The following is a 13,019-nucleotide window of genomic DNA, read 5'->3' on the forward strand; positions in this document are numbered from 1 at the left end:
GAGTGCTGGCGGGGGCGGCGGGGGAAGCGGGGGGGCGATACGGTTGATTGCCAATACCATCACCGGCAGCGGGAGCCTGTCTGCCACTGGTGGCGCGAGCCAGAGCGTGCTCTACTTCACCACGGGGTGTGCCACGGGGTCATCGGGCAAAGGCGGTGACGGCCGCATCCGTATTGAGGCGGCCACGATCAGCCTGACCGGCTCGGCCTCGCCTGCGATCGTGGGCTCGTTTGCTCCGGGCCAGATCAGCGTGCCTGGGTTGCCAACCTTGGCCATCACCTCTGTCGGCGGGGTCGCGGCGCCGGCTGTGCCGACCGGCAGCGCGGATGTCACGCTTCCCTTCAACATCAGCAATCCCGTGGACGTTGTGCTCTCCGCATCCGGCATTCCGGTGGGGACGGTCATCAAGGTCACGGTGACACCGTCCGCCGGCGCGGTGACGAGCGTGAACAGCTCGCCGCTCGCGGGCACGACCTCGTCGTCTTCAGCCACCGCGCCGGTCACCATCGTTGGCGGGCACAGCGTGATCGCGGCCGCGGCCACGTTCACCGTGAGTCAAGCCTCGGCCATGGGCATTCAGGCGCCGGAGTATTACGCCGGCGAGCCGGTCGAGTTCGTACGGCTGGCCGCGACGTATGGGGGTAGGGCGACGTGGAGCTACGTGACTCGGAGCGGGAAAGAGGTCGCCGTCGTGCGGTAGAGTGGGGCCGCTCCTCAGGCCCGACGGCTGACGTGGTGTTCGATGCCTTGCGCCGCGGATTCGCTCAAGCTGCTGCGCATGGCCAGGCCGACATTGACTCTGGATCCAGTTTTCCAGTATTCTAACTTCCAGAAAATCCACCTTTCAAATCAAAGTCGAGATGATCGATGGCTGGTAGACGAACAATCAAGACTCGCTTAATCAAGCCGTTGGCCAAGGGCCAGATCACGCTGCCCGTGGCGGTTCGACGGCAGCTGGGCATCAACGAGGAGACGCTCCTCCGAGTCAGCGTCAAGGCCGGAAAGATCGAGATTGTCCCAGTGCGTCCGGTGGAGGGCGTCGCGGAGATGCGAGATTACACCAAGGCACAGATCGCCCGGTTCCTGGCCGAGGATCGCATCGATTCGAGGACGGCAGCCCGGGTTCGCCGCCTGCTTGGTAAACGATCTGCGGCGTGACCGCTGTCACGCGGGTATTCCTCGACGCATGCGTTTTCGTGGCGGCTGCGGGCTCGCGGACCGGCGGCTCCGCACTGGTCCTTGAGCTCTCCCAACGCCGACTGGTCCGCACCCTGGCCACCCAGCGCATCTTGCTCGAAGCCGAACGAAATATTCGCGGCAAGATGGGTGTGGAGGCTCTAGGGCAGTTTTATCACGACATCGGCAACGCTCACCTCCGAGTAGTGAGTCCACCTAGCCAGGCAGCGCTCCAGTCCGTCGAAGGGCTCATCGACCCGAAAGATGCCCACGTGCTGGCTTCCGCCATTGCGAGCCGTGTGACCATCCTGCTGACCCTGGACCGAAAGCACTTCATGACACCAGCCCTTCGGAATGCGGATTTGGGGTTCTCGATTCAGACGCCGGGAGACTTCTTGCGGGCGTGGTCGGCAGGGGAGTGAAGGGGCGATACACTGCCCGCGACCCGCCGTCACCCTCCCTGACCCCTCCCCGATGCCGGGGCGCGACCTCAACAAACGAATGCGCGGCCTCCCATTTCTTTTCTTGGTCCCCTTCAAGAAACGTCCCCGCGTCTGCCGGCATACTCCCGGTGGGCGAATCTCCTCCCCGTGCTGGTGGGGATCGCCTTCGCCGGGGTTCTCGTCGTCCCGAGCTCTGGGGCGCGGCCCGCTGAGCGGGAAGACGGTCGCCTGCAGGAGCTGATCGGCGCCCGGATTCAGGCGCTCGGACGCTACGACGTCCAGCGGCAGACGGTCCTGCTTCAACGCGGGAGCGACATCATCCGGACCGCGAGCCTGTTCGATGCCGGCCGCGACGCGCGCCTGCAGGAGACGCTGGGCCAATCGATCGCCGGATCCGCTCGTTCACTCTTCGTCGAGCGCGCGGCGCTCGATGCCGCCCTCGCCGACGCCCGCGACACGGAGCGCCGTCTGCGGAGCGGCGGGTGGTTTCAGGAGCACCTGGGGAGTCTGATCGTCCAGACCGCCGCGTCGGTCCCGCCAGACCATCCGCGCTTCTTGGAGCGGCTTGAGTCCCGGATCAAGGTGCTGGCTGCGATCGAGCACCGTGTGGCGCGGGACACCGACGCGCGCGTGGCCGTACTCAGCGCCCGCCAGGCGCAATATCCCCGCGATAAGCTCGCACGCCTGGCCGCGGCCGTCGAAGACGGCCATCGCGCGGCGCGCATGTTCGACGCGTCGCACGACGCGTGGGCCGAGCGCCGCATGGGCGAGATTCAGGAAGGGCTGGCCTTCTGGCGCGCGGGCGAGGACTACCAGCGCCTCGTCGAGGCCGTCAAATCCACCCTCCGTCCCTATGCCTACGAATGGGGTGCGGGCGGCTTCTGGGAATACGGCGCCGCGTCGTTGATCGGAATCCTCATCGCAATGGCGTGGGTCGGCGCGACCACGCCGGCGGAACTTCGGCGGCGCGCAGACGTGCGGACCTTGGGAGGTATCTCCAGAGCGCCGTTGTCACGGCACTGGAAAGGAGAGGGCGCCATGGCGCAGGTCACCACGTTGTTCAGTTGGCCTCGTGAAGTGATGTTCGGCAGCCACTGCGCGCGGGACGTTGGCCGGTACGCGGCCCGCGACCACGTCAAACAGGCGATGATCGTGACCGATCCGGGCGTGGTCCAGAAGGGCCTTGTGGACCCGGTCAAGGCGTCGCTCATCGATGCCGGTGTCGCGTGCGAGGTCATCGACGACATCTCGCCCGAAGTTCCCCATACCGCGGTCGTACATATCGCGGGCCGCTGCAAACAAGCCGGGGCCGAGTTGCTGGTCGCGGTCGGCGGCGGGAGCGTGATCGATACCGCGAAAGCGGTGGGCATCCTCCTCAGCAATGCCGGGTCGATCCAGGACTACGAGGGTGTCGACCGCGTGGGCCGCGCGATCACGACGCTGTACGTTGTCCCGACCACGGCGGGGTGCGGCAGCGAAACGAGCCAGTTCTGTATCGTGCTGGACGTGAAACGGAAAAAGAAGTTCGAGATCTTCAGCCGGAAACTGATTCCCGAGCGTATCTTCATCGATCCCATGATGACCCGCTCCATGCCCCCGGATCTGACGGCGAGCAGCGGGATGGAGGCACTGGCCAACGCGGTCGAGGCGTACTGCTCCACGTGGGCAAGCCCGCTGACCGATACGCTCGCGCTGAACGCGGTGCGCCTGATCTCGGAGAACCTGCGCGCGGCCGTCGCCAACGGGCAAGATGTGCAGGCGCGCCAGTACATGTCGCTCGCGGCGTTCGAGGCCGGGCTGGCGTTCACCAATGCGCAAAGCGGCGCGGTACACGCGCTCGGGCATTCGTTGTCCGGGATGTTCGATATCCCGCAACGCATCGGCGATGCGATTTTGCTCCCGCACGTGATGAAGGCCAATATGAACGCTAACATGTGGCGCATGGCCAACGTGGCCGAGGCGCTGGGCGAGCCGGTTGCGGGCCCGAGTCCACGCGCGGCGGCGCAACGCGCCATCGAGGCGGTCAAACTGCTCCTGGTCGACGTGGGCCTCCCCACGAATCTGGCGGAGGCGGGCGTCGACAAGAACGCGCTCTCGTCCTTGAGCGAACGGGCGCTGGAGGACACTTTCCTGCGCACCAACCCGCGGGCGCTCAACCTCGAAGACATCGAGGCGATCTACGAGGATGCGTTCGTGGAATACGCCGGAGAGGAAGCCGCTCCCGGCCGCAGGACGCGCGCCCCAGTTCACTAGACTTAGATCAGCGCCGTGTCGCCATCAACGCCTGGAGCGCGGCCAAAATCTCCGATGGCCGCGGGGGGCAACCGGGGATCTTCACGTCCACTGGGACGTGCCGGTCGACCGGTCCGGTGACCGCGTAGCTGCCTTTGAACGCGCCGCAGTCGATCGCGCAGTCGCCCAGCGCGATGACGATCTTGGGATCGGGCGTGGACTTGTACGCGTCCTTCAGGGCGCGCTCCATGTTGCACGTGACCGGGCCAGTCACCACCAATGCATCCGCGTGGCGGGGCGAGGCCGCGATGTGAACGCCGAACCGCTCGATGTCGTAGATCGGATTGGCGAGCGCGTTCATTTCCATTTCGCACGCGTTGCACGACCCGGTATCGACCTCGCGGATCGTGAGCGAGCGCCGGAACAACGCCGCCTTCTCCGCGGTCTCGGGAGTCACCTGAGGCGTCGGAGCCGCCGAATCAGGATAGTGTCCCGTGACCACGCCGGTCTTGAGGCTCTTTCTGATGATTCGAAACATGGGTTCTCCTTGTAGGGTGTTCGGGAACCACCCCATGAATCCCTCCCCCCTTGCGGGGGAGGGCAGGGTGGGGGGGCGCCCTGCGCACCGACGCCCCCCATCCCATCCTTCCCCCGCAAGGGGGGAAGGGGAGTGCTGAGCACCGTCACACGTCGAATGTTTTTTTCATTCCTTCACAGATCCGTCCCCGCGTACGACAAGTTAAAGCTCTTGTTGATCAGCGGGAAGTCCGGGATGATGTTGCCGAGCACTGCGAATTGGATCGCGGGCCAGTTCACGAACGAGGGGTCGCGGACCTTGCAGCGGTGGATGGTCCCGCCTTTGCCGGCCATCAGGTAGTACAGGATTTCCCCCCGCCAGCCTTCCACAGCGCCGAGCGCCCAGAGGCCAGCTTCGGGTGCGCTCAAGGCTGGAACCCGAACGGCCCCGTCCGGAATGCGCTCACGGACCTGCCGGATGAGGCTGATCGACTCCTTGACCTCTTCGATCCGTATGCGCACCCGCGCTCGCACGTCGCCGTAGTTGAAGACCGGCACCCGCAAAGCCAGATCAGCATACGCGGCGAACGGGTGATCGCGTCGTACGTCGCGGTCGATGTTGGACGCACGGCCCACCACACCCATGACCCCGTGGTCCCAGGCAGTCCGCTCGGATAGTACCCCGGTGCTCTCGAGCCGGTCGGTCAGTGAGGCGTTGTCGAATATGATCGACGCCAAATCTCCAAAATCCCGACCGATCGAGTCCACTTCACGGGCGGTCTCGTCCATCTGCGTCCGGCTGACGTCGATCGCGGTGCCGCCCACCACGTTGACGCCGCGCAGGAACCGGCTGCCGGTCAGCCGGTCTGCGAGCTGCATGATCCGCTCCTTCATCCGACTCGCGTGCGCCAACGCCAACGCGTAGGCCGCGTCGTTGCAGATCGCGCCCACGTCCCCGATGTGGTTATGCATCCGTTCCAACTCCAGAAACAGCGTGCGCAGATACCGCGCACGAGGCGGGACCGTGATTCCCATCAGGCGCTCCGCGGCCTCGCAGTATGCCAGACTGTGGCCGAACGACGTGTCCCCCGAGACCTTTTCCGCGAGCGAGACGCCGTCCACCAGCGGCCGGTTCTCGAAGAGTTTCTCCACGCCCCGGTGTTTCCAGAAATGGCGCAGCTCGAGTTGCATCACGGGTTCGCCCGCGACCGAGAATCGGAAATGTCCGGGTTCGATGATGCCGGCGTGGATAGGGCCCACCGGGACCTCGAATACGCCCTCGCCTTCGATGTGCCGGAAACGGTATTCGCCCTGCTGCCGTCCCATGACGTGATCCCAAGCGAAGTCCTTTTTGAGCGGGTGGGTGCCCTTGGGCCAGTGCTCGTGGCGGACCAGCCGACGCAGGTCGGGATGGCCCTCCGGAATCAACCCGAACAGGTCGCGAATTTCCCGCTCGTACCATTTGGCCGCGTGAATGCGTGGGGTGATCGATGGGTAGACGCGGTCGCTGTCGGGAAGGTCGATCGCGACGATCAACCAGGCGCCCCGCCCGGGAAGCGAAAACAAATAGTAGATCCGAAAGCAAGGCTCCATCGGTCGGAGGTCCACGGCCCACTGCAACGAAAGGGTGCCGCTCAGGCCGGTCGCGCTGTGGACATAGAGCGCGATGGCCACAAGGTCAGCTTTGGCCACGCTGACCACGGGAATGTCGAGAACCCGGCTTAGGCCCGCGATCTTGTGTTGAAAAACATCGACGAGTTTTTCCACCGCCGCGTCCGCGTCAGTCACCCTTCACCTCACCGTGATGATGTCGACTGCCATTCCCATCAAGTCCCTCAGAGGCCGGGGAATCGCCACACCCAACACCATGAGGGCGCCGATGCCGAGCCCTAAGGGAATGTGGCTCACCCCGAGTTTCTCGCCTCGTGAGACGCCTTCGGGGGGATCCCCCCAGACCATCCCCGCCACCCGGTAGAACAATCCTCCGAACACCACGACGGCAATCACCGTGAACGCGAAGACGAGTACGAGGTTGCGGGCTTCATCGGCGATCATGATGGTCAGAAAACGACCGAGATGGATCGTGTCAGCGGCATACCCGCGCGTCGCGAGAGCCGCCAGGATCGAGAATTCGCTGACGAACATGGACAGCGGCGGCATCCCGACCAGCGCGAGGGCGGCGACCAAGAGAGCGGTCGCGGTCCAGGGCTGAGCCTTGAGCAGCCCGCGGACTCCGTCGATATCCCGCGTCCCGAATCGCATGTGGATATTCCCTGCGGCAAAGAATGCGAGGGACTTGGAAAAGGCGTGGTTGATGAGATGGAACAGGGCCCCGAACGTCCCCACTCCGCTGGCTCCGAACCCGATCGCCGCGATACCCATGTGCTCGATGCTGGAATACGCGAACAAGCGTTTATAGTCGCGCTGCACCAAGATAAACAGCGCGGACACCACGAAGGAGAGGAGACCGAAGGTGATCAGGAGATTGCCCGCGTATTCCGGGGAGACGACGGCATCGACCACGACCTTGCTCCTGAGGACGGCGTAAAACGCGACGGTCTCCAGAACGCCGGCCAACATCGCTGTGACCGGCGCTGGCGCCTCTCCGTAGGCTTCGGGAACCCAGGTGTGCATGGGAACCAGGCCGATCTTGGTTCCGTAGCCGACCAGGATGAACACGAACGCCAACTTGACGACGTATGGATCGAGTCGGCCGGCGACCGCCAACAATTCGGTGATGTTGAGCGCCGCGCTGACGTCTCCCAAAGCCCGGACCGAGGACGAGTACATCAAGACGGTTCCGAACAAGGCCAGGGCGATCCCCACCGAGCAGAGGATCAGGTACTTCCATCCGGCTTCGAGCGAGGCCTTGCGTCCGAAAAAGTTGATCAGAAACGTGGTCGCCAGGGTGGTGGCCTCGATCGCCACCCAGAGAATGCCGAGGCTGTTGGCCAGGGTGGCCAAGATCATGGCAAACATAAAGAGATGAAAGAGCGAGAAATACCGCCTCATCAGGTGAGGGGTAATGGTTCCCTCAGCCAGGTGATGATCGAAGTACCTCCAGGCGTAGAGCGAGGAGGTGAATCCGATCGTGGTAATGACGAGGAGCACGATGCTGGCCAGCGCGTCCACGTGCACCAGGTCATCGTAGGCGAGGAAGGATCCCACGCGCAGAACGCGCGACATCAACAGGGCTTGAGCGCCTCCCAGGAACGTCATCGCGGCAAAATTGATCGTGTACAACGATTTCGGGGTTCGAAGTCCCAGGCTGAGGAGACTCGCTCCGAGGGGGATGGTCAGGAGCAGTGTCACGGCGATCATGGGATCTCCACCGCGACGTCTGCGCCAAACAACGCGATCATGGGAATGAACAGTTCGCGCAGAAAATCGGGCATGGAAAACCCGAGTGAGCCGAGCGCTATGATGTTGACGATCAAGGCCGAGGTGGTGAAACGCCGAGTCGGAACGCTCACGCGTTGGCCGTCGTCGTGCGGCTCCCCCAGGATCATGGGCAATACCTGGGCCAGCAGCGTGGCGAAGGCCAGCGCGAGGAGTCCTAAGAGAACGGCTGCGAGCCAGGGACGCTGTTGATACGCGGCGGTCACGATCAACACCTCACTGATGAACAGGCCGAACGGCGGCATGCCGGCGAGGGCGATGGTGGCCACCAGCATACCACCCCCGGTGGCCGGCTCATGTCTGAGGAGGCCAGTAACTCGTTCTGTCACCTTGTGTCCGTGCCGCAGCAAGACCAAGCCCGCGGCGTAAAACGCGGTGGACTTCGCGAGAGCGTGGTTGAGCATGTGGAAGAAGCCGCCGAACACGCCGGCCGGTCCCCCGACGCCGAATCCGACCAGGGCGATTCCCACGTGTTCGATGCTCGAGTACGCGAAGAGCCGCTTGTAATCGCGCTGGATCAGCATGAAGACCGCGGAGACGGCGATCGATAAAAGGCCGAGCCCGATGACGATTGGCGCTGTGAAGTCCGCGCCGGCTGCCTGATCCACGATGTTCTTCAGCCGCAGCACCGCATACAGGGCGATGTTCAACATGAGGCCGGATAGCATGGCGCTCATTGGCGTGGGCGCTTCGGCGTGCGCATCAGGCAGCCAGGTGTGCATGGGCGCCACACCGGCTTTGGTCCCGTACCCGATCAACACAAAGACGAAAGCCAGCTTGAGGGTGGTCGGATCCAATGCAGGCGCGACCAAGCGGAGCGCACTCCAGCTCAAGGCTTCCATGCTTACGCCCAATACGCGTTCCGACGCATAGTACACCAGCACTGTGCCGAACAATGCGAGTGCGATGCCAATGAAGCTCAAAATGATGTATTTCCATCCCGCCTCCAAGGCGGCTTTGGTTCGCTCAAAGCCCACGAGGAGCGCCGCGGCAAGCGTGGAGCCCTCGACCGCGATCCACATGAGAGCGATGTTGTCGAGGGTAGTGGCCAACAACATCGCACCGAGGTACAGGTTCAATAAGAAAAAGAAGAACCGGTACCGAGTCTGCTCCAGGTGGCCGCGCGCGAGTTCCTCACCCATGTACCCCAGGGCATAGATCAGCCCGGTCCCGCCCACGGTCGCCAGCATGAGGATCATGAAGGCAGCGAGCGCATCGGCACGCAGGAGGTGTCCAACCACGGCGTCGTCCCCGGAAGCGACATGCCCGACGATGAGCCCCATCGCGACCAGGAGAACGACCACGAGCGCGCCTTGAAGCCATTCCATCGCTCGTTTGGTGCGGGTGGTGAGGCTCAACAGGCCTGCAAAGAGCGGAGCCAGCGTGAGAACAGCCAGGGAGGCGCCCGGACTCATTCCTTCAACCCGGTGAGCTTGCTCACATCCACGCTGTCAAAGGCGTCTTGGAGCCGATGGGTGTAGATGCCGATGATGAGGCCGGCCACCAGCACGTCGAAGAACACGCCGAGCTCCACGATCAACGGCATCCCGTACGCGGCCGCGGCTGCTCCCAGGAACAGACCGTTCTCGACCATCAAGAACCCCACGACCTGCGTGACGGCTTTTTTCCGCGCGATCATGGTGAAGAACCCGATCAGCACGATTGCAAGCGCAATGGCCAAGGAATCTTTGGTGAGAAGAAATCCGATGCTGGCCACGGGTTCGGTGACCGAAAAGGCCAGGATGACCAGGGCGCCGCAAATCAGGAGAGAGGGAGGAATATTGATCACAAAGGCTACTTCCCGCTGGACGTTCAGTCGCTCAATGACCCGCTTCAAGATCAAGGGGATGATCACGGCTTTGATCAGAATCGTGAGCCCTGCGGCGACGTAGATGTGATGGATGCCGGTTAAGAACGCCACGAGAGCCGCCGTCACCGCCAGAAAGACGGACTGGACCGCGAAGAGATCCACGCACGCGGAGAGCCGACGTTGCGCCACGATGGCGAACGAGGTGACCAACAACATCATGGAGCACAGGTTCACCAACTGGGAACCCAGGTCCGCGGGCACCATCGCCGGGGTGATCCCGGTCATGGTGTCCCCCGCAGGATGTAGAAGAACACCAGAGCTAGCAGTGACAGGATGAACGCGACCCCCAGCAGGTCCGTCACGCGAAACAGCCTGAGCTTGGCGAACATAGACTCGATCACGCCCACGAGGACGGCGAGCCCTGAAATCTTGATCAACCACACGCCCAGCCCGACGGCCAGAGCGGCTGGGTGCGCCGCGATAGCGATCCCCCACGGGGCGAAGATGTTGCTCAAGAGAGTCAGTATCAGGAGCAGCTTCATGGCGGAGGCCCACTCGACCAGGGCCAGGTATCGCCCCGAATATTCCAGCACCATGGCCTCGTGGATCATAGTGAGCTCCAGGTGCGTGGCGGGGTTGTCCACGGGCACGCGGCCGGTCTCAGCCAAGGCCACGATGAACAGGGCCGCCAAGGCCATGAGATGGGGCGGGGGATCGGTGACGATGCCCTGGAGCAAAGCCGTGTTGTGCACGATCGTGCTCATGTTGGTGGAGCCCGCGGTGAGGCCCACCGCAAAAATGGAGAGCATCATGGCGGGTTCGGTCAACGAGAACACGATGGCCTCGCGGCTGCTTCCCATGCCGCCGAAGGCCGAGCCCGCGTCCAGCCCCGCGAGCATGAGAAAAAACGTGCCCACGGTCAGCAACGAGACGATGGTGATGACATCGCCCGCAAAACTCAGCGGGACGCGCGAGAGGAAAATGGGCACCAAGACACTGGCCGCAAGCGTGGAGGCAAACAGGACATACGGCGTTGCCGTGAAGATCCATGACGTCGTGGTCGAGACCACTACGCCCCTCTTGAACAGCTTGGCCAGATCCGAGTACGGCTGCAACAGGTTCGCCCCGCGCCGGCACTGCAGCCGCGCCTTGACCTTGCGGATCAGCCCGACGACGAATGGCGAGACGCCAAGAATGATAGCGGTCTGAAGGAGGGCGATGCCCGCTGATTGGAGCATCGTCATTAGGAGCCTGTCCATGAAGGGCCATCTGCGGCGTTGCCGCTTGCGCTCCGGTCCTCACGTACGCACCCAGTACGCTGCGGTCCGGTGCTCAGCGGCGCCTTGCATCTGGCCCGTTCCTGAACAGGCTCCGCTTTCGCAGTGAGAACCCTTACCCGACCCATAGCAGCAACGCCAGCAACGTCAGAAAAATGTACGCAAGATACAAATGCAGACTTCCCGCCTGCACCACGCGGAGCCGGTTGGCCACCATGTTGAACACCCACACCACGGGGTCGTAGAGATATCGTTGAAACGTCGGCTCGATGTGCACCTCGAACCGCATCCGTCTGGCGAAATACCTGGATTCCTCCAGCATGTCTTTCTCGATCTTCACAGTTGGGCGGTAGATCGTGCTGAAGACCTGACGAATCGGCTGCGCGAAGCCGGTGGCCGTGTATTCCATGCTCGGCTTGAGATTGATGCCGCATCCCCACGTCTTATAAAAGCGTCGTTTCAGTTTTCCCGCGAAGAGGAACACCCCTAGGAGCGTTGCGGGGATGATCACCGCGAGCAGGATTGTCAGCACCGGGGTGGAAATGCTGGCGAACCCGACCCCCATGGGCATGAGCGCCCACCCCCCTTCCGTGACCACGCTCTGCGCGAGCTGGGCGCCGGTGAATGGCGCGATTACGCGATCGAGGACCGGCACCACCAGCATGGGTGCCAGTCCGAGCGCCACGCATACAGTGGCGAGCGTGCCCATCCCGACGAGCATGGGTAGGGGCGCCTCCTTGGCGTTTTTGGCGTGGTGGCTGCGCGGCATGGCCAAGAACGCGACCCCGAATGCCTTGGCAAAACAGGCCACCGCCAAGGCCCCGGTCAGCGCCAGCATGGCCGCGCCGATCGGAATCAAGATCTTCATCAAGAGGTCGGGGAGCATGAAGCTGAGAAAGAGACTCTGGAAGGTCAGCCATTCGCTGACAAAACCGTTGGTGGGGGGGAGCGCCGAGATCGAGATCGACCCCACCAGAAAGAAGAATGCGGTCCACGGCATGGCGCGGATCAGTCCGCCGTATTCCTCCATGTTTCTGGTGTGGGTCGCGTAGAGCAACGACCCGGCTCCCATGAACAGGAGTCCCTTGAACATGGCGTGGTTCATGGTGTGGTATAGCCCGGCGAGCAGGCCGAGCGCGGCGAGATGCGACAGGCCGTACGATTGAAAGATCATGCCCGCGCCGATCCCCAGCAGAATGATGCCGATATTCTCCACGCTGTGATAGGCGAGCAGGCTCTTGAGGTCGTGTTCCATCAACGCGTACATGACTCCCAATAGTGCGGACACGGCTCCGATGGCCAACACGGCAAAGCCCCACCACCAGGGGAACGCGCCGCCGAGAAAGTCGAAATACACCCTGATCAGACCGTAGATCGCCGTCTTGATCATGACGCCGGACATCAGGGCCGAAATGTGCGATGGGGCTGCGGGGTGAGCGTAGGGCAACCACACGTGCAAGGGAACGATGCCGGCTTTGGCGCCGAACCCGATGAACGCCGCCACGAAGGCGATGGTTCGGAAGCCTTCGGGGAGGGCGTGGCCCGACTGGCGAAATGTGTCAAACGTGAAACTGCCGGTCTGTTGATAGAAGACCAGATAGGCGATGAGGATGAATGCGGTGCCCACATGGGTCATCACCAGATAAAAGAAACCCGCGTACCTGGTTTCCGCCTTCTCGTGTTCGGTGACCACCAGCAAGTACGAGACGAGGGACATGACTTCCCACACGATGAGGAAGAAGAAGGCGTCGTCCGCAGTCACCACCAGGATCATCGAGAGCAGAAAGCCGTGGTACAGGGCGCCCAAGGCGCCGATCGAGTGGCGTTCGTAGAACTCGCGGACGTACCCCAGCGCGTAGATCGATGCCGCGACACCCGAGAGAGAGATGACGAACACGAAGAAGGCGGACAGGGGGTCCAGACGGAGCTGGATGGTGAGCAGCGGAATGGTCGATGGAAGCGAGAAGACGAGGGGTTCGGGAGCCAGTAAGCCGCCGATCCCGACGAGCACGCCCGCCGCGCACGCCACGATCGCGGAGCCGTGGGCCAGCCGGTTCTTGGCCTCGTCCCTCCAGGGCGCGATGAGGGGGACCAGCGCGCCGGCGACATGCGCGGTCATGAGGCTGAACAGGGCTGGAGGAACGATTACCGCCGGATCAAACACGC

11 protein-coding genes are annotated in these 13,019 nt (G+C 63.3%); 4 read left to right on the forward strand and 7 right to left on the reverse strand.

The features are described from left to right. From AB1451_02075 to AB1451_02090, 4 genes are all read left to right on the forward strand, one after another. Window positions 1-700: hypothetical protein (locus tag AB1451_02075; GenBank protein MEW6681694.1), on the forward strand; the 700-nt coding region annotated here is incomplete at its 5' end. A gap of 167 nt (window positions 701-867) precedes the next feature. Beyond that, the gene (locus AB1451_02080; GenBank protein ID MEW6681695.1) at window positions 868-1,158 is read left to right on the forward strand and encodes an AbrB/MazE/SpoVT family DNA-binding domain-containing protein; all 291 of its coding nucleotides are present in this window, start codon (window positions 868-870) and stop codon (window positions 1,156-1,158) included. Continuing rightward, window positions 1,155-1,598 carry a PIN domain-containing protein gene (locus AB1451_02085; GenBank protein ID MEW6681696.1) on the forward strand — a complete coding sequence of 148 codons (444 nt, stop codon included), beginning with the start codon at window positions 1,155-1,157 and terminating at the stop codon, window positions 1,596-1,598. The genes AB1451_02080 and AB1451_02085 overlap by 4 nt, the downstream gene beginning before the upstream one ends. A 168-nt stretch (window positions 1,599-1,766) precedes the next feature. Further along, a complete protein-coding gene (locus tag AB1451_02090; GenBank protein ID MEW6681697.1) occupies window positions 1,767-3,872 on the forward strand; it encodes an iron-containing alcohol dehydrogenase in 2,106 nt (701 codons plus the stop codon). Between the two features lie 7 nt (window positions 3,873-3,879). Here the strand turns inward: AB1451_02090 and AB1451_02095 are convergent, their stop codons facing one another. The 7 genes from AB1451_02095 to hyfB form a co-directional block, all read right to left on the reverse strand. After that, entirely contained in the window at window positions 3,880-4,389 is a 510-nt protein-coding gene (locus tag AB1451_02095; GenBank protein ID MEW6681698.1) for an NADH-quinone oxidoreductase subunit B family protein, read from the reverse strand. Window positions 4,390-4,562: 173 nt separating this feature from the next. Further along, window positions 4,563-6,155 carry an NADH-quinone oxidoreductase subunit C gene (locus AB1451_02100; protein ID MEW6681699.1) on the reverse strand — a complete coding sequence of 531 codons (1,593 nt, stop codon included), beginning with the start codon at window positions 6,153-6,155 and terminating at the stop codon, window positions 4,563-4,565. Window positions 6,156-6,158: 3 nt separating this feature from the next. Continuing rightward, window positions 6,159-7,688 carry a hydrogenase 4 subunit F gene (locus AB1451_02105; GenBank protein ID MEW6681700.1) on the reverse strand — a complete coding sequence of 510 codons (1,530 nt, stop codon included), beginning with the start codon at window positions 7,686-7,688 and terminating at the stop codon, window positions 6,159-6,161. Continuing rightward, window positions 7,685-9,181: a hydrogenase 4 subunit F gene (locus AB1451_02110; GenBank protein ID MEW6681701.1), complete on the reverse strand. Its 1,497-nt coding sequence runs from the start codon at window positions 9,179-9,181 to the stop codon at window positions 7,685-7,687. Before AB1451_02110 ends, AB1451_02105 begins: the two co-directional genes overlap by 4 nt. After that, window positions 9,178-9,861, reverse strand: a complete 684-nt coding sequence (locus tag AB1451_02115) for a hydrogenase (GenBank protein MEW6681702.1) — start codon at window positions 9,859-9,861, stop codon at window positions 9,178-9,180. The genes AB1451_02110 and AB1451_02115 overlap by 4 nt, the downstream gene beginning before the upstream one ends. Continuing rightward, entirely contained in the window at window positions 9,858-10,820 is a 963-nt protein-coding gene (locus AB1451_02120) for an NADH-quinone oxidoreductase subunit H (protein ID MEW6681703.1), read from the reverse strand. Before AB1451_02120 ends, AB1451_02115 begins: the two co-directional genes overlap by 4 nt. A gap of 148 nt (window positions 10,821-10,968) precedes the next feature. Beyond that, a complete protein-coding gene (gene hyfB, locus AB1451_02125) occupies window positions 10,969-13,017 on the reverse strand; it encodes a hydrogenase 4 subunit B (protein MEW6681704.1) in 2,049 nt (682 codons plus the stop codon). Between the last annotated feature and the right edge of the window lie 2 nt (window positions 13,018-13,019).

Source organism: Nitrospirota bacterium (assembly GCA_040757335.1).
Taxonomy (GTDB): domain Bacteria; phylum Nitrospirota; class Nitrospiria; order 2-01-FULL-66-17; family 2-01-FULL-66-17; genus JBFLXB01.

What these genes read in the sequence shown, in the direction of transcription:
- AB1451_02080 (MEW6681695.1), top strand. Translation starts at nt 868, where the DNA reads ATGGCTGGTAGACGAACAATCAAGACTCGCTTAATCAAGCCGTTGGCC.
- AB1451_02095 (MEW6681698.1), bottom strand. Translation starts at nt 4,389, where the DNA reads ATGTTTCGAATCATCAGAAAGAGCCTCAAGACCGGCGTGGTCACGGGA.
- AB1451_02105 (MEW6681700.1), bottom strand. Translation starts at nt 7,688, where the DNA reads ATGATCGCCGTGACACTGCTCCTGACCATCCCCCTCGGAGCGAGTCTC.
- AB1451_02110 (MEW6681701.1), bottom strand. Translation starts at nt 9,181, where the DNA reads ATGAGTCCGGGCGCCTCCCTGGCTGTTCTCACGCTGGCTCCGCTCTTT.
- AB1451_02115 (MEW6681702.1), bottom strand. Translation starts at nt 9,861, where the DNA reads ATGACCGGGATCACCCCGGCGATGGTGCCCGCGGACCTGGGTTCCCAG.
- AB1451_02120 (MEW6681703.1), bottom strand. Translation starts at nt 10,820, where the DNA reads ATGACGATGCTCCAATCAGCGGGCATCGCCCTCCTTCAGACCGCTATC.